Origin of the sequence: Pseudomonas sp. P1.31, from assembly GCF_001269815.1 — a bacterium.
Lineage (GTDB): Bacteria > Pseudomonadota > Gammaproteobacteria > Pseudomonadales > Pseudomonadaceae > Aquipseudomonas > Aquipseudomonas rustica.
Map to the genome: position 1 here is coordinate 117,907 of NZ_LHVN01000005.1, position 16,805 is coordinate 134,711.

The window sequence follows — 16,805 nt, forward strand, 5'->3', positions numbered from 1 at the left end:
ACTTTCGGTTTTTCAGGGATTGCCCATGACTGCTTCCTCGCTGCCGCGCCAACAGTTGCTTCTGGTTGACGATGAGGAGGATGCGTTGCTGGAGCTGGCTGAGTTGCTGGAGGGTGAGGGGTTTGTGTGTCATACGGCGACGTCGGTGAAGTTGGCGTTGCATCATTTGACGCGGCATCCGGATATTGCATTGGTGATTACCGATTTGCGTATGCCTGAGGAGTCGGGCATGTCGTTGATCAAGCGCTTGCGTGAGCATACGTCGCGGGCGCATTTGCCGGTGATTGTGATGTCGGGGCATGCGGATATGGAGGATGTCAGTGATTTGCTGCGGTTGCAGGTGGTGGATCTGTTTCGCAAGCCGATTTATCACGTGAGGTTGTTTGAGACTTTGGATAATTTGTTTCCCAAGCCTAGGGGGGTTGGGCGGGGGTGAGGTTTTTGGGGTATATCCGTTTTTTTTGTGATGGCGGATATGGGTTCCGCCCTTACGGCGGGTCACTTTGGCAAACGCCCCAAAGTAACCAAAGGTCTTTGCCCTGACGTTCGGCCCTCGCTAGGGCTCGGGTTCCTTCGCTGCGGGATTGATCCGGGGTTCATCGCCTACGGTTTGCTTCGCTGCACCTCCTCTCGATGTGTTTGGCTGCGCCAAACGGTCGCTGCGCTCCCACCCCGGATCAATCCCTCCACTCAGCCTGCCGACGGGCTCCGAGATCAAGATCAAAAGCAGGCGAGCTGACACTCGGCCTATTGAGTGGTGAGAAGCACGGCTCGTTCGGCTTTTGATCTTCGTAGGAGCTGAGCTTGCTCGCGAAGGCGGCCTGACAGCCGACCAATCTCCACCTGAACACACCCAATCAAACTGTAGGAGTGAGCCTGCTCGCGATGGGGCCAATGCATCCAACCACTCCCTACCTGAATGCCTCCAACCCAAACTGTAGGAGCTGCCGAAGGCTGCGATCTTTTGATCTTGCTTTATGAAAACAACATCAAAAGATCGCAGCCTTCGGCAGCTCCTACAGGGGGCTCGCGTCATAGCTGATAACTGAAGCTGATGCTATATCGCGTGCGCCGGTTAAATGTATCGAGCGCTTCATCCGACATCGCTTTGGCCGCTTCCAGGGCAACGTTGTAGTACTTGGCATCGCCAAACCGTAATCCCAGCGCCGCCGAGGACAAGCTGTTCGCTTGCACCGGCAGTTGATTGAACCAGCTGCGCGAGCGATCCAGCACCACGTACGGTTGCAGTATCCGCACCCAGCTTCCTTCGCGGTTGTAGCTGTAGTTGACCTCGTACGCCACGCCCCAGCCTTTGTCGCCGGACGCCTGGTCATCGGGATAGCCGCGACCGAAATTCTGTCCGCCAAATACCGCACGTTCGCTGTCGGGCACGCTGTCGTCGCTCCAGTACAGGGCGGCCGAGAGTACGCCTTGCCAGTTGTCGAAGAATTTGTCGCTCTGCACCCCGGACAGTCGTGCGCGGAAGAAGTCGAGGTCGATGGCGCTGTTGTTGGTTTTTGCGCCCATGCTGTCGAGGCCCTGGTAGAGGCCGGCGCTGAGGATGCGCAGTTGTTTGGCATCGGCTTTGCGCCAGTCGCCTTCGAAGGCGAGGGCGCGGATGTCGGTGCGTTCTTCGACACTCAGTGGGTAGCCGACGACGTTGTAGCGGGTTTTGTCGTTGACGGCGTAGAGGCGCGAGCCGGCGGTGAGCAGTTCGTTGGAGGCAGCGATCAGGGGAACGGTGAAGCCGACCGAGTAGCGGTCGTTTTCGCGGTGCGGTTTGAGTTCCAGGCCGTTGTCCAGTCGCAGGTTGGTGCCGGGGTCGGCGCGGTAGCGTGAGGCGGACAGGGCCAGTTGTGTGCCCTCGGATCCGAGGAATTGGCTGTAGTCGGCGCGGTAGTAATGTTCGTCATCGTCACCTGGCGGGAACAGGCCGCTGAGGGTCAGTTGTTCGCCCATCGAGGTTTGCGAATTGCTGCTGACACCGAGCAATGCTTGAGTGCCGTTGCGGTTGTCTTCGGTGGTGCTCAGCGTGCTGGTGAACGGCTTGCGGCTGGCCTGGGCGATCAGGGTGGTAGCGCCGTCGGTGGTGCCCGGTGGCGGCACTTGCGCCTGAATGGTGACGCCGGGGATGCGTGTCATCAGCGTGGTGTAGCGTTCGAAAGTCTTGCGGGTCAGCGGGCGTTCGGCCTGGATTTTTGTGATGAATTTATCCAGCAGACCTCTGACGCGGCCGACGTCGCCTTCGACTTGTACGTCGCGTACGTAACCTTCCACCAACACCACCCGCGCCACGCCGTCGTCGAATTTCTGTTGCGGCAGGAACGCGTAGGACAACAGGTAGCCGTCCTGTTGATAACGGCGGGTGATGTTGCGCGTCGCTTCGATCAGATCGGCGAGGCTGGTTTCGCGGCCGATCAGGGGCTTGTAGTTTTCCGCCAGCTCAGTGAGCGGGTAGATCGTGCCGCCTTCGATCTGCACGGTTTTCAGGTTGATCTTGGTGCTCATCATCAACGGCTGCGCGGCGGCAGCGCCGGGATCCGGGACTTGCACGGGCGCGGCGTTCGGGCGATAGGCATCGGCCGGCAGGTTGGGCACGGGCAGGTTGCGGATGGTTTCGTTGGAGTTGAGGAAGGTCGGCAGGGTGTCGGCGAGGGCAGTGGAACTGAGGCTGAGGAACAGCAAAGACGCCATTACGCGCATAGGACACTCCGTGGTCATCACAGCACCGGGCTGATTTTTCCTAAGAAAAAAGCGGAAGACTCGTGGGAATCTTCCGCCCTCAACCAAGCGTAGGCGCTGTAGGTGAGGCCGTCGAATCGGCCAGGTGCAATTTAGCGTTTGTTGCCGCCCAGGGTGCCGGTCAGACCACCGAGTACGCTGCCCAGACCACCACCGGTGGCGGTGCCGCCAGCGCCGGACGCGGTGCTGGTGACTGTGTTGAGTACGCCGCCGACGGTGGCGCCGACGTTACTGACCAGTGAGGTGACCGGGTTTGTCGCGCCAGTACCTCCGCCCGCCGTGCCGGCGTTGACCAGGCCTCCGACAGCGCCGACGGTGGTGCCCACGCTGGCGACGGTGCCACCGACTGCGCTGAGAACCGGGTTGCTTGTGGCACCGGCGATGCCGCCACCGAGGTTGCTGACTGCGCCGCCCACTTGTGCGGTGAGGCTGGAGACCGGGCTGCCAAGGCCGGTCGCTGCGCCGACATTTTGCGTCAGGCTGGTGACGGCTGTCGTGACCGGAGCAATGCCTGTACTGACGGTGTTAGTGATGGTTGCCAGGGTTGCGGTCGGTGCGGTGATCGGTGTGCCCGACCCGCCCAGAGCCGTGTTGAGCGAGGCGACGGTATTGCCGACCGAGACAACCGTGCCGCCCGGAGCTGCCAGTGCACTGTTGCCAGTGCTCAAGCCGCTGCCAACATTGGCCACCGCGCCGCCGACGGTTTGCAGCAGGCCGGTGCCGCCCAGACCACCACCGACACCACCCGAACCGCCACCGGTACCGTTGGATACCAGGCCGCCCGCCTTGCCGACGGCGGTGCCGACATTGCTCAACGCTCCGCCGACTGTGTTGGTCAGGGCATTGCCGTTGCCAGCGCCGGTGACTTTGCCACCCAGGTCGTTAACGGTGCCGCCGACTTTCTGGATCACGCCGTTGAGTGGAGCGCCCAGACCGGTAGCGCTGCCGATCTTGTCGGTGGTGCTTTCAACCATGGCAATCACCGGCACCAGTTTCTGACTGACCTGGGTGGTTAAGCCGCCGAGGGGGCCTGTCGTCGTCGCTGTGCTCAGGGTGTCACCGAGCATGGTGACTTTTTCGCCGACGCCATCCAGCAAAGGGGCGACTTTGGTGACGATACCGCCGACCACTGGCACGCTGCTGGTCGCGGTGGCCAGTTTGCCACTGACATCGGATACGCCATCACCGACATCTGCTACTACGCCGCCGACCGATGACGCCGTGACGCCAACCCCGTTGGGTGTGCTGGCCAGTTTGCCGATGCCGTTGCCCAAGCCATCCCCCAAGGTGCTGACGACATTGCCGGTGGTGTTGGCAACGCTTTGCACGACGCCACCCACCACGGGAACAGTGCTCAGGGAATCGCCGACCTGTCCAACGCCGCTGCCGACGCCGCTGACGGTGGTGCCGACATCTTGCACCAATGTCGTGGTCACCAAGGTAGGGACGGTAGGATTGGTCGGGTTGGTTGGATCTGTAGGGTTGGTCGGATTGGTAGGGTCGGTGCCGCCACCGGTTCCGCCGGTGCCTCCAGTACCACCGGTTCCGCCGGTTCCTCCGGTGCCACCCGTGCCCGCGGTGCCGCCATCAGTGCCGCCGGTACCGCCCGTGCCACCGGTGCCCGCAGTGCCGCCATCGGTACCACCCGTGCCGCCTGTGCCTCCAGTGCCGCCAGTTCCCGCAGTATCTCCGCTACCACCGGCGCCACCCGCAGCGCTATCGCTGGCCGGCGCGGAACTGCCGGAGCTGCTGTGATGGCCGCCACCGCCGCTGCTGCAACCGGCGAGACCGAGAGAGAGAAGCACTGCCAAAGCGATTGCAGATTTTGACCAGACTTGAGTTTTCATGATCGAGATTCCTTGCACCTGTCACAACGTTCGTTGCCTTCGATGACTCGCCGATTCATGTCGCCGGCAATGTCTTCGCCCGTTGCTGCAATCTCAGTCCAGGCGCGGGTTCTCGCCATTCTCAAGTTGGTATTAACGCCTTTATATAGAGGGCCGTTTGCAGCGCCTAAGGACTAATACCGAGGTGATAAACGCGCAAAAAAAAGCCTTGAAAATCAAGGCTTGGGTTTTTTCATTGGGCGGGAGGGGAGGCGGGAAAACTTAAGTGATATATACACAATTAACAGGTCAAATTTCCCCGTTTCCGGGATCGACACAACCCTCTGTGCCACCTCAACCCTGTGGTGAGGGGATTTATCCCCGACCGGCTGCGCAGCGGCCGCAAATCCATTCAATGCGGTGAATCAGGATGAACGTGTTTGCTGGGGGTGGGGCGGCTGCGCCACCCATCGGGGATAAATCCCCTCACCACAAAAGCTCATCATTACTTCAGTTCAGAGTCAGGCGATCGGTTGCCACAGCCCGACCATATGCTCCAACTCCCCATTGCCCACTAACCGCAACTCACCACTCGACCCCGCCGCACTCGCCAGCAACGTCACCTCGCTCGGCAGTCGCACCGGTTTACGAAAGTGCACAGTGATTTCCAGATTGGCCTTGGGCAAATGATCGGCCAGCGCCGCCAATGTCCGTGCCTTGTTCCACAAGCCATGAGCAATGGCCGTAGGAAAGCCAAACAGCTTGGCACTCGCCGCGCTCAAGTGAATCGGGTTGTAGTCACCGGAAACCTTGGCGTACTGCCGTCCGATATCTGCCGGCGCTTTCCAGCGCGCCACTTCGCTTAACGCTGGCGCAGGCTCCCAGTGCTGTTCCACCGGTTCGCCGTCGAGTTTCACCCCGCGACAAAGCATCTGGCTTTCCGCCTCCCACAACGGCCCTAGTTGATCGTCCAGCGTGGTCAGCACATCGAACGTCGCGCCCTTGGGGTGCGGCTGCAAGTTGTGCACACGCACGCTGACCTGCGCGCGACTGATCCCGCCCATTGGCCGCAACACGCGAATGCGATTGCTCAGATGAATCAGCCCCAGCAGCGGAAACGGAAACTCTTTTGCCGTGAGCAATTGCATCTGCAACGCGAACGCGAGGATATGTGGATAAGTCGGCGGCAACAGCCCGTCATCGGCAAAGCCGCAGACCTTTCGATAGTCCGCCAGGCGCTTGCCATCGACATCGACCCAACAGCGCAAACCGCTGTCGGGCAGGGTAGTGCCGGTGATTTTGCGTCGCGTCGCGGCCCGTGCGTAAAGCCCCGGCAGGCTCGGTTCGCGTTCCAGCGTGTGCCATATGATGCTCATGCCTTAAGCCCCCAAAACACTTTGCCCACAAACCCGCAACGCCTGACCGGTGAACGCGCCGGTGCCCGGTTGCGCCAGCCATGCGACGGCTTCGGCGACGTCTTGTGGCAAGCCGCCCTGGCCCAGCGAACTCATGCGCCGCCCGGCTTCACGCAGACCAAACGGGATGTGCGCAGTCATCTGCGTTTCGATAAAACCGGGGGCGACCGCGTTGATGCTGATGCCACGCTCCAGCAACGTTGGCGCCCACGCTTGGGCCAGACCGATCAAACCGGCCTTGCTCGCGGCGTAGTTGGTTTGCCCGCGGTTGCCGGCGATGCCGCTGATCGAGGCGAGCAGAATCACTCGCGCATCGTCGTGCAGCGTGCCGTTGTCGAGCAGCGCTTTGGTCAGCACTTGCGGCGCGTTGAGATTGACCGCGAGCACCGCGTCCCAGAATTCCGGGGTCATGTTGGCCAGGGTTTTATCGCGGGTAATGCCAGCGTTGTGCACCAGAATGTCGAGGCCGTCCGGCAGGTGTTCGGTCAACTGTGCGGCGGCGTCTTCGGCGCAGATATCGAGGGTGATCGCGCGGCCACCGAGGCGGGCGGCGAGGGCTTCGAGATCGGTTTTCGCTGGCGGCACGTCGAGCAGAATCACTTCCGCGCCATCGCGGGCGAGGGTTTCAGCGATCGATGCGCCGATACCGCGTGCCGCACCGGTGACCAGCGCTTTGCGACCGGCCAGCGGACGCGTCCAGTCAGTGACTTGTGTGGCGCACGCAGTCAGGCGAATTACTTGTCCGGAGACAAATGCGCTTTTCGGCGAGAGGAAAAACCGCAGCGGGCCTTCCAGTTGATCCTCGGCACCTTCGCCGACATAGATCAGTTGCAACGTGCCGCCGCTGCGCAGTTCTTTGGCCAGCGAACGCGAAAAACCTTCGAGCGCGCGTTGTGCACTGGAGGCGAATGGATCGCGGAGAGTTTCCGGGGCGCGGCCCAGAATCACCAGATGCGCGCTGCTCTCAAGATTCTTCATCAGCGGCTGAAAGAATTCGCGCAGTTGCTTGAGCTGGTCGGTGTGCTGCAATTCGCTGGCGTCGAACACCACCGCTTTGAGTTTCGGGCCATGGCCGGGAATCCATTCGGTGGCGGTCGCCGGTTGCTCGCCGTAGCGGTAAATGCTTTCGGTCAGACGGTTGGCGAACGTGCTGACGCGCTCGGCCAGCGGCCCGCCACCGATCAGCAGCGCACCTTCCACCGGCCGCAGGCGCCCAGCCTGCCAGCGCTCCAGTCGCACCGGCGACGGCAGGCCCAGCGCCCCGACCAGACGATGGCCAAAGGACGAGTTGGCGAAGTCGATATAGCGGTCAGACATGGAACGCTCTCCAAAAGTTGGGGTTCAAAGTGTGGACTACCGATGGCAATCAATCGTTCGATCCACGCAATAGGGCCTACGCTAGAACAGCAGAGTAGTTTGCCCCTGATGGTTTTGTTGGCGAACACAAATTCAGAAACACAGCAGAACCCTTGTAGGAGTGACCCTGTGGCGAGGGGATTTATCCCCGATGGGCTGCGAAGCGGCCCCGATTCCATGCTGAGCGGTCCATCTGAAACACCGCGAGTGCAGGTTCTACGACTGCTTCGCAGCCGGTCGGGGATAAATCCCCTCACCACAGTGTTCATTCCTACAGAGATCTGTGTGAATCCGATCAATTTGAAAAGGAGTTATTCATGAGTCAGCTGCGCCGCGTCGCGATCATTGGCGGTAACCGTATCCCTTTCGCCCGTTCCAACGGGCCGTACGCCACGGCCAGCAATCAGGTGATGCTCACTGCCGCGCTCGAAGGCCTGATCGAACGCTACAACCTCCACGGCCAGCGCATCGGCGAAGTGGTGGCGGGTGCGGTGCTTAAATTGTCACGGGATATGAACCTGACCCGCGAATGCGTCCTCGGCTCGCGATTGTCGCCAGCCACCCCCGCCTACGATATCCAGCAAGCCTGCGGCACCGGTCTGGAAGCCGCATTGCTGGTCGCCAACAAAATCGCCCTCGGCCAAATCGATTGCGGTATTGCCGGTGGCGTCGACACCACGTCGGACGCGCCGATCAGCGTCAGCGAAGGCCTGCGCAAAATCCTTCTGCAAGCCAACCGCGCGAAAACCACCGGCGACAAACTGAAAACCTTTCTACAACTGCGGCCCCAACACCTGATCCCGGAATTCCCGCGCAACGGCGAACCGCGCACCGGCCTGTCGATGGGCCAACACTGCGAACTGATGGCGCAGACCTGGAATATTCCGCGTGAAGAGCAGGATCAACTGGCCCTCGAAAGTCACCAAAAACTGGCGGCGTCCTATAGCGAAGGCTGGCACAACGATCTGATGACACCGTTCCTCGGCCTGACCCGCGACAACAATCTGCGCCCGGATCTGACCCTGGAAAAACTCGCCGCGCTGAAACCGGCGTTCGAGAAAAGCGCCAAAGGTACGCTGACGGCAGGCAACTCCACGCCACTCACCGATGGCGCCTCGGTGGTGCTGCTGGGTAGTGAAGAATGGGCGAAGGAGCGCGGCTTGCCGATTCTTGCCTACCTGCGCGATGGTGAGGCGGCGGCGGTGGATTTCGTCAACGGTGCCGAGGGCCTGTTGATGGCGCCGGTGTACGCGGTGCCACGCTTGCTGGCGCGCAACGGGCTGAGCTTGCAGGATTTTGATTACTACGAAATTCATGAAGCGTTTGCGGCGCAGGTGTTGTGTACGCTCAAGGCTTGGGAGGATCCCGAATACTGCAAATCCCGGTTGGGGTTGGATGCGCCGTTGGGGTCGATTGATCGTAGCCGGCTGAATGTGAAGGGCAGTTCGCTGGCGGCGGGGCATCCGTTTGCCGCAACCGGTGGACGCATCGTCGCCAACCTGGCCAAACTGCTGGAGGCGGCGGGCAAGGGGCGCGGTCTGATTTCGATTTGTGCCGCTGGCGGGCAAGGTGTTACCGCGATCATCGAACGCTAAAAGCCCCTCACCCTAGCCCTCTCCCAAAGGGAGAGGGGACTGATTGGGGGATGCTTGCGAGGTACGCCGACCTGATAGTGCTTTACCGAATCCAAAATTCGACGCGGTCATTCAGTTAGCCGAATCCATATGTTTCAGTTTGCCCAATCCATAATCGACGCGGTGTTTCAGGTCGATGTATAACGCCAGACAACTCGGTCGGCCCCCTCTCCCTCCGGGAGAGGGCTGGGGTGAGGGTAAAAAGGCGAAACCACAAATGTCAGATTCTGTCGCAAATGCCCTCACCGGCCGATACCAACAAGTACCACGCTGTCAGCTATGATTCGCTGCGGTCTACGCAGGTTGGCCCTGAATAATCCGGCACAGTGTGTGCATCGACAACGTTCACAGGTCGGCAACCCCTCCCCGTACTGCGAGGATTGCCGTATAACGAGTGACATTCGCGTGTTTGGTAATAAAGGACCCACAATAAAAGCTGATGAAGACTCCAAAACGCATTGAACCGCTGATCGAAGACGGTCTGGTTGACGAGGTGCTGCGACCACTCATGAGTGGTAAAGAAGCAGCTGTTTATGTGGTGCGCTGCGGCAACGAGTTACGTTGCGCCAAGGTCTACAAGGAGGCAAACAAACGTAGTTTCCGCCAGGCAGCCGAGTATCAGGAAGGCCGCAAGGTGCGTAACAGCCGTCAGGCGCGCGCGATGGCCAAGGGCTCGAAATTCGGTCGCAAAGAGACCGAAGACGCCTGGCAGAACGCCGAAGTGGCGGCGCTGTTCCGTCTGGCTGGCGCCGGTGTGCGCGTGCCCAAGCCGTTCGACTTCCTCGAAGGCGTGCTGCTGATGGAACTGGTGGCCGATGAATACGGCGATGCTGCGCCGCGTCTTAATGACGTGGTACTGGAAGCCGATCAGGCCCGTGAATATCACGCGTTCCTGATTTCGCAGATCGTGCTGATGTTGTGTACCGGTCTGGTGCACGGTGACCTTTCCGAGTTCAACGTGCTGCTGACACCGACCGGCCCGGTGATCATCGACCTGCCACAAGCGGTCGATGCTGCCGGCAACAACCACGCGTTCAGCATGCTTGAACGTGACGTTGGCAACATGGCTTCGTACTTCGGTCGCTTTGCGCCGGAGTTGAAGAAGACCAAGTACGCGAAAGAAATGTGGGCGCTGTACGAAGCCGGCACTTTGCACCCGAACAGTGTGCTGACCGGTGAGTTCGACGAGCCGGAAGAGCTGGCCGATGTCGGCGGGGTTATCCGCGAGATCGAAGCGGCGCGGCTTGATGAAGAGCGCAAGCAAGCGATCCGTGCGGCGGATGACGAGCCTAAAGGCAAATCAGAAGAACCACCGCCACCCCCGTGGATGCAGTGATCGTTTGAACAGAAACCCGGCTTCGGCCGGGTTTTTTGTCTTCAGCACACCACCAATCCTTGTAGGAGCAGAGCTCGCTCGCGAAGAGGCCGTGTCAGTCACCCCACAATTGGCAGACACACCCCTTGTAGGAGCTGCCGAAGGCTGCGATCTTTTGATCTTGGCGATTGATCAGAAAACAAGATCAAAAGATCGCAGCCTTCGGCAGCTCCTACAAGGATCGTATGTGAGTACCCAACGCAACACCCAACTGATCATCACCGCCCGGCTCATCTCCGATTTCGGCGCATTCCTCAACATGGTCGCGCTGGCCACCTACGTCTACCTGCTCAGCAACAGCGCCATGAGCGTCGGCATTTTCCTCGCCAGTCGCGTCGGCGGCGGGATTTTTGCCAGCCTCATCGGCACTGCGTTTTACCGGCGCTGGAGTGGCCGCGCGCCGCTGATTGCCTTCGACCTGTTGCGCGCCAGCGTGCTCGGTTTGCTGTTGATCGTACCGGTCAGCCAACAGGTCTGGTTATTGCCGCTCATTGCCTTCGGCCTCGGCCTGGGCAATTCGATGTTCGCCATCGGCCTCAACAGTCAGCTGCCGCGTCTAATCCCCGCCGACCAACTGCTAAAGGCCAACGCCTGGATCACCTCGGCGTCTTCCGCAGCCATGGTCGGCGGCAGTCTGGTATCTGGCTTGCTGGTAGCCGCATTCGGATTTGAAACGGTATTCGCTTTGAATGCCGTGACCTATCTGCTCGCGGCACTATTGATCGTGCCGTTGCGCTTCAACGCGCCGACGGACAACGAGGAACCCGAACGCGGCGAATGGTCAGCGCTCAAGCACGGCTTGCGCAGTGCGCCGGTGATTGCCGCGATGCTCGCGGTGACGATGGCCGACACTCTGGGCAGCGCCGCGCACAACGTCGGTTTTCCGATCATCTCGAAACTGCTCACGCCCGATTCGGCGAGTACCACGCTGGGCCTGATGCTCGCTGTGTGGGCCAGCGGCAAACTGCTCGGCGCGCGCATCGCCAGTCGCCTCAAAGGCTCGGACAATATCCATCTGGAGCGGCGGTTTTTCTTCGGTGTGGCGCTGATGTCCTGCGGCTTCATTCTGATGTTCCAGCAGCACAGCCTCTACGGATTGCTGCTGTTTTCATTGCCGGCGGGGCTGGGCGATGGCTTTTCCGAAGTAGGCCTGATGTCCCGTCTGCAACGCGAGCCCGAGCACTTGCGACTGCCAATCTTCAGCGTGCTGACGTTGCTGCAAATGACCGGTTTCGGCATCGGCATGCTCATCGCTGCGCCGTTCTACGCGTGGTGGACGCCGGGTGCCGTGGTCATGTTGTTCCACGGCATTCCGCTTTGCACATTGCTCACGGTGAAACTGTTGGCGCTCAAGCGCGCGCGGGTTGCACGCAGCAGCCCGACGCCAGTTCCTTGAGGATCGGGCAGTCGGGGCGGTGGTCGCCATTGCAGTGTTCGACCAAGTCTTGCAGGGTGTCGCGCAGTTCGCCGAGTTCGCGAATCTTCTGATTCAGCTCGTCGATGTGCTGACGCGCCAACGCCTTCACATCGGCGCTGGCGCGTTGGCGATCCTGCCAGAGCGTCAGCAGTTTGCCGACCTCTTCCAGTGAAAAGCCTAAGTCCCGCGAGCGCTTGATAAACGCCAGGGTGTGCAGGTCCTCGTCGCCGTAGACCCGGTAACCGCTGCCGGTGCGATGCGCCGCTTTGAGCAGGCCGATCGATTCGTAATAGCGGATCATTTTCGCGCTCAGGCCACTGTGTTTGGCCGCTTGACCGATGTTCATCGGTGCTCCTCCAGATCCTTGGGTTTCCAGGTTTTCAACAGTAGCGCATTGCTCACCACGCTGACGCTCGACAGCGCCATCGCCGCCCCGGCCAATACCGGATTGAGGAAGCCGAACGCCGCCAGCGGAATGCCGATCAGGTTGTAGACGAAGGCCCAGAACAGGTTCTGACGGATCTTCGCGTAGGTCTTGCGGCTGATCTCCAGCGCCGCCGGCACCAACCGTGGATCGCCGCGCATCAGGGTGATGCCCGCCGCGTGCATGGCGACGTCGGTACCGCCGCCCATGGCGATGCCGATGTCGGCAGCGGCGAGGGCCGGGGCGTCGTTGATGCCGTCGCCGACCATCGCGACCACGCCGGTTTTTTTCAGCTCGGCGACGGTGGCGGCTTTGTCGGCGGGCAGCACTTCGGCGTGAACATTGCTGATGCCCAGCGCTTCAGCGACTACGCGAGCGCTGCCGCGGTTGTCGCCGGTCAGCAAATGGCTGTGGATATCTCGTGCGGCGAGTTGCTGCACGGCTTCCAGCGCGCCGGGTTTCAAGGTGTCACCGAAGGCGAACAATCCGAGCACTTTCGGTTCCGGACTTTGTTCGATCAACCACGACAACGTGCGACCTTCGGCTTCCCAGGCTTGGGCGGATTCGCTCAGGTTGCCGGCGCTCAAACCACTTTCGTCGAGCATGCGCCGATTGCCCAAGGCCAGACGGCGGCCATCGAGACTGCCGGCGATGCCGCGACCGGTCAGCGACTGGCTGTCGCTGACATCCGGCACCTGCAGATTGCGTTCAGCAGCGGCGTCGAGCACCGCTTTGGCCAGCGGGTGTTCGCTGCCGCGTTGCAACGCACCGGCCAGTGTCAGCAGCGTATTTTCGTCACCATCGACCGCGCTGAAATGAGCGATGCGAGGTGTGCCGGAGGTCAGTGTGCCGGTCTTGTCGAACACCACGCTGCTGACTTCATGAGCACGTTCCAGCGCTTCGGCGTCCTTGATCAGAATGCCGTGACGTGCGGCGACGCCGGTGCCGGCCATGATCGCCGTCGGGGTGGCGAGACCAAGGGCGCAAGGGCAAGCGATAACCAGAACAGCGACCGCATTGATCAGCGCGGTTTCCAGCGGCGCGCCGTACAGCCACCAGCCAATCAACGTGGCCAAAGCAATCAGCAACACGGTCGGCACGAAAATCTGGCTGACTTTATCCACCAGTTTCTGGATCGGTGCTTTCGCTGCCTGGGCGTCCTCGACCAAGCGAATGATCCGCGCCAATACAGTCTCGGCGCCGAGCGCCTGAGTGCGCACCAACAAGCGACCTTCACCGTTGATTGCGCCGCCGGTAACTTTGTCACCCGGTTGTTTCGGCACGGGCAGGCTCTCGCCGCTGATCAACGCTTCGTCGGCGTGGCTCTGGCCTTCGATGACTTCGCCATCGACCGGAAAGCGTTCGCCGGGTTTGACCAGCACCAGATCATTGAGGCGCAGGGCGCTGATGGCGACATCTTGTTCGCGGCCGTCGATCACTTGAATCGCCCGTTCCGGCCGCAAGGCTTCGAGGGCGCGGATGGCGCTGGCGGTCTGGCGTTTGGCGCGGCTCTCGAGGTATTTGCCGAGCAGCACCAAGGCGATGACCACTGCCGACGCTTCGAAATACAGATGCGGCATGCGCCCGGCAGCGGTCGCCCATTCATAAAGGCTCAAGCCATAACCGGCGCTGGTGCCGAGGGCGACGAGCAAGTCCATGTTGCCGGCGCCGGCGCGCACGGCTTTCCACGCAGCGACGTAGAAACGCGCACCGAAGATGAACTGCACCGGCGTGGCGAGGACGAATTGCGCCCAGGCCGGGAGCATCCAGTGAATGCCGAACGGTTGCAGCAACATCGGCGCCACCAACGGCAAGGCGAGGGCGATCGCGCAGATCAGCGCCCAGCGTTCATGCTTGAGCTTCTGCTGTTGGTTATCGGTTTGCGGGTGTTCGGCTTGCCAGACGCTGGCCGAGTAACCGGCCTTGCTGACGGCGTCGAGCAGCGTCTGTGAGTCGACGTGACCGAGCAATTCGAGGTGCGCACGTTCGTTGGCCAGGTTGACGCTGACGCCTTTCACGCCGGGGACTTTGTTCAGGGCGCGCTCGACGCGACCGACGCAGGAAGCGCAGGTCATGCCTTCGATATTCAGTTCGAGAGTTTGCTGCGGGACGCTGTAACCGGCGCGCTCGACCGCTTCCATCAAAGCCGCAAGGCTGTCGCCCGGCGCCTGCACACGGGCCTGCTCGGTGGCGAGGTTGACGCTGACGGCACTGGCGCCGCTGACTTTGCTCAAAGCCCGCTCGACACGCCCGGCGCAACTGGCGCAGGTCATGCCGGCAATCGGCAGATCGAAAGTGATGGAATCGGACATCGGTCGTACTCCCTGTAGTAGATGCCTACAAGGATCAACCTTGCCATGCGGGCAAGGTCAAGCGCCAATCTTCCTACCGTGATCGTTCCCACGCTCCGCGTGGGAATGCCTCCTGTGACGCTCTGCGTCACGCATCGGGACGCGGAGCGTCCATGGCTGCATTCCCACGCGGAGCGTGGGAACGATCACGCGCATAAATCAGTATTCGAGATCGGCGCGCTTCAGGTAGACGCCTTCCGAATTCATCGCCAAGCGATACTTCAGCACATCCCCGGCACGCAGTTTGATCTCCTGCGAACCCGGCGCAAGCATGCCCGGATTGCAACCGGCGACTTGCCCCGGCAGCAACTTCAAGCGCAGCGACACGGTGCCCGGCGGCAGGTTGAAAGAAATACTTTGCTCCTGCAGCAGCCGCGCCGAGAGCTGATCCTGGATATACACGCCAATCTCGCAGGAGGTCGACACTTCCAGACGCTCGCGGGAGATGATCAGCACCGCGTAATCCTCCCCGGCGGCTTGCACTTGAGGGACGGCGGCAAAGAGGCTGAGCAAGCCAAACAGGCTGAAAGCTGACCAGCGCATGGCTGAATCTCCTGAATTTAAGTCATTGATGCACGCAGCTTGGCCGAGCGCGGCGCCGATTGCCAGCCCGGCAGATGATTGCAGAACTTGACCTTGCCATCGTGGCAAGCTCGACACTGCCGGCAACCTCACTCAAAGGAGTCATTCCATGCAAGTGTTCAACGTTCAAGGCATGTCCTGCGGTCACTGCGTCAAAGCCATCACCAACGCGGTGCAGGCCAAAGATCCGGCGGCCAGCGTGCGCGTCGATCTGGCGGCGAAAGAAGTGGGCGTTGAAAGTGCGCTGAGTGCCGAGCAGGTGATCGAGGTCATCAGCGAAGAGGGCTACGCCGTCAAACTCGCCTAGAAACAAAAAGATCGCAGCCTTCGGCAGCTCCTACATTGGAATGCGTTCCCTGTAGGAGCTGCCGAAGGCTGCGATCTTTTGCTGTTTTTATAGTTAGCGAGCTATCGGAATGTTCAAGGCGTCCAGCCGCAGCTAGACTGTCGGGCTGCCGACTTGCCTGACTGGATGCCTGATGAACTTCCGTACCATTTTGATTCTCGGTGCCTTGACCGCCTTCGGGCCCTTGGCGATCGACTTTTATTTACCTGCATTTCCCGCGATGGCGCTGGCGTTCGCCACCGACGAGAAGCACGTGCAGATGACCCTGGCCGCCTATTTCGCCGGTTTGTCCCTCGGCCAATTGGCCTACGGCCCGGTGGCGGATCGCTTTGGTCGGCGCATTCCGCTGCTCGTCGGTTTGACCCTGTTCACCCTCGCTTCATTGGCCTGCGCCTATGCGCCGAACCTCGAATGGCTGATCGGCGCGCGCTTCGTGCAGGCGTTGGGCGGCTGTGCGGGCATGGTGATTTCCCGCGCCGTGGTCAGCGACAAATGCGACGCCGTCGGCTCGGCGAAGGTGTTTTCGCAGCTGATGCTGGTGATGGGTCTGGCACCGATTCTGGCGCCGATGCTCGGCGGTCTGCTGGTCAACACCACCGGTTGGCAGTCGATTTTCCTGGTGCTGACCGGTTTCAGCGCCCTGGCCGGCCTCGCGGTCGCGCTCGGTCTGCCGGAAAGCATGCCAGCGAGCATGCCGCGCCAACCGTTGTCCGGTGCCTTTCGCCAGTACGCACGCCTGCTGAGTGATCGCGTTTACCTCGGCCACGCGCTGACCGGCGGCATCGCCATCGCCGGGATGTTCGCCTACATCGCCGGTTCGCCATTCATCTTTATCAAACTGTATGGCGTGCCCGCCGAGCATTTCGGCTGGCTGTTCGGCACCAACGCGGCGGGCTTCATTCTGGTGGCGCAGGTCAACGCGCGGCTGTTGGCCAAGCGTGGCCCGGCATTCCTGCTGGCGCGTGCAGTCTGGGTTTATCTGGCGGCGGGCCTGACGTTGTTGGCGGTCAGCGCCTTGCACACCGAATCGTTGTGGCCGCTGCTGATTCCATTGTTTATCTGCGTGTCGAGCCTCGGCTGCATCAGCCCCAACGCCGCCGCGTGCGCGATGAACGGGCAGGGCGGGCGCGCCGGCAGTGCGTCGGCGTTGCTCGGTTGCATGCAATTCAGCGTCGCCGCCGGGGCTTCGGCTCTGGTCGGTGTGTTGCACGACGGCACCGCCGTGCCGATGGCGATTGTCATCAGCGTTTGCGGTTTGCTGGTGGTGTGCGTCGCGATGCTCACCCGGCGTCTGCAAAACGCCCGGGCGCTGGCGCAGGCTCAAGCCGAGGTCTAAA

General features: G+C 61.2%; 13 protein-coding genes. 6 read left to right on the forward strand and 7 right to left on the reverse strand.

Annotation, left to right across the window (positions count from 1 at the left end):
* Nucleotides 1–25: 25 nt before the first annotated feature.
* Nucleotides 26–436, forward strand: coding sequence for a response regulator (locus AD669_RS03170; protein WP_053116932.1), 411 nt, complete (start codon nucleotides 26–28; stop codon nucleotides 434–436).
* A gap of 596 nt (nucleotides 437–1,032) precedes the next feature.
* On the opposite strand, the gene AD669_RS03175 is transcribed toward AD669_RS03170, so the two are convergent.
* From AD669_RS03175 to AD669_RS03190, 4 genes are all read right to left on the reverse strand, one after another.
* Nucleotides 1,033–2,703 (reverse strand): ShlB/FhaC/HecB family hemolysin secretion/activation protein, encoded by a 1,671-nt coding sequence (locus tag AD669_RS03175; protein WP_053116933.1) that lies wholly within the window; start codon nucleotides 2,701–2,703, stop codon nucleotides 1,033–1,035.
* A gap of 131 nt (nucleotides 2,704–2,834) precedes the next feature.
* Nucleotides 2,835–4,589: a collagen-like triple helix repeat-containing protein gene (locus AD669_RS03180; RefSeq protein WP_053116934.1), complete on the reverse strand. Its 1,755-nt coding sequence runs from the start codon at nucleotides 4,587–4,589 to the stop codon at nucleotides 2,835–2,837.
* 500 nt (nucleotides 4,590–5,089) lie between these two features.
* A complete protein-coding gene (locus tag AD669_RS03185) occupies nucleotides 5,090–5,944 on the reverse strand; it encodes a MaoC/PaaZ C-terminal domain-containing protein (RefSeq protein WP_053116935.1) in 855 nt (284 codons plus the stop codon).
* A gap of 3 nt (nucleotides 5,945–5,947) precedes the next feature.
* A complete protein-coding gene (locus AD669_RS03190) occupies nucleotides 5,948–7,300 on the reverse strand; it encodes a 3-oxoacyl-ACP reductase (RefSeq protein WP_053116936.1) in 1,353 nt (450 codons plus the stop codon).
* A 356-nt stretch (nucleotides 7,301–7,656) separates the two neighbouring features.
* Here AD669_RS03190 and AD669_RS03195 point away from each other — a divergent pair, with 356 nt between their 5' ends.
* The 3 genes from AD669_RS03195 to AD669_RS03205 all read left to right on the forward strand — a co-directional run bounded on the left by AD669_RS03195 (nucleotide 7,657) and on the right by AD669_RS03205 (nucleotide 11,744).
* Nucleotides 7,657–8,934 (forward strand): acetyl-CoA C-acetyltransferase, encoded by a 1,278-nt coding sequence (locus AD669_RS03195; protein ID WP_053116937.1) that lies wholly within the window; start codon nucleotides 7,657–7,659, stop codon nucleotides 8,932–8,934.
* Nucleotides 8,935–9,412: 478 nt separating this feature from the next.
* A complete protein-coding gene (locus AD669_RS03200) occupies nucleotides 9,413–10,309 on the forward strand; it encodes a PA4780 family RIO1-like protein kinase (protein ID WP_053116938.1) in 897 nt (298 codons plus the stop codon).
* 226 nt (nucleotides 10,310–10,535) lie between these two features.
* Complete coding sequence (locus tag AD669_RS03205) at nucleotides 10,536–11,744, forward strand: MFS transporter (protein ID WP_053116939.1); 1,209 nt, start codon at nucleotides 10,536–10,538, stop codon at nucleotides 11,742–11,744.
* Here AD669_RS03205 and cueR read toward each other — a convergent pair.
* The 3 genes from cueR to AD669_RS03220 all read right to left on the reverse strand — a co-directional run bounded on the left by cueR (nucleotide 11,698) and on the right by AD669_RS03220 (nucleotide 15,083).
* Entirely contained in the window at nucleotides 11,698–12,111 is a 414-nt protein-coding gene (gene cueR, locus AD669_RS03210) for a Cu(I)-responsive transcriptional regulator (RefSeq protein ID WP_053116940.1), read from the reverse strand. The two genes, AD669_RS03205 and cueR, sit on opposite strands and share 47 nt — an antisense overlap.
* Complete coding sequence (gene cueA / locus AD669_RS03215; protein ID WP_053116941.1) at nucleotides 12,108–14,501, reverse strand: copper resistance metal-translocating P1-type ATPase CueA; 2,394 nt, start codon at nucleotides 14,499–14,501, stop codon at nucleotides 12,108–12,110. The genes cueR and cueA overlap by 4 nt, the downstream gene beginning before the upstream one ends.
* Nucleotides 14,502–14,699: 198 nt before the next feature.
* Complete coding sequence (locus AD669_RS03220; protein WP_053116942.1) at nucleotides 14,700–15,083, reverse strand: hypothetical protein; 384 nt, start codon at nucleotides 15,081–15,083, stop codon at nucleotides 14,700–14,702.
* A 148-nt stretch (nucleotides 15,084–15,231) separates the two neighbouring features.
* Here AD669_RS03220 and AD669_RS03225 point away from each other — a divergent pair, with 148 nt between their 5' ends.
* Nucleotides 15,232–15,429, forward strand: coding sequence for a cation transporter (locus AD669_RS03225; RefSeq protein WP_025111719.1), 198 nt, complete (start codon nucleotides 15,232–15,234; stop codon nucleotides 15,427–15,429).
* A 172-nt stretch (nucleotides 15,430–15,601) separates the two neighbouring features.
* Nucleotides 15,602–16,804 (forward strand): multidrug effflux MFS transporter, encoded by a 1,203-nt coding sequence (locus AD669_RS03230; RefSeq protein WP_053116943.1) that lies wholly within the window; start codon nucleotides 15,602–15,604, stop codon nucleotides 16,802–16,804.
* The last annotated feature ends 1 nt before the right edge of the window (nucleotide 16,805 follow it).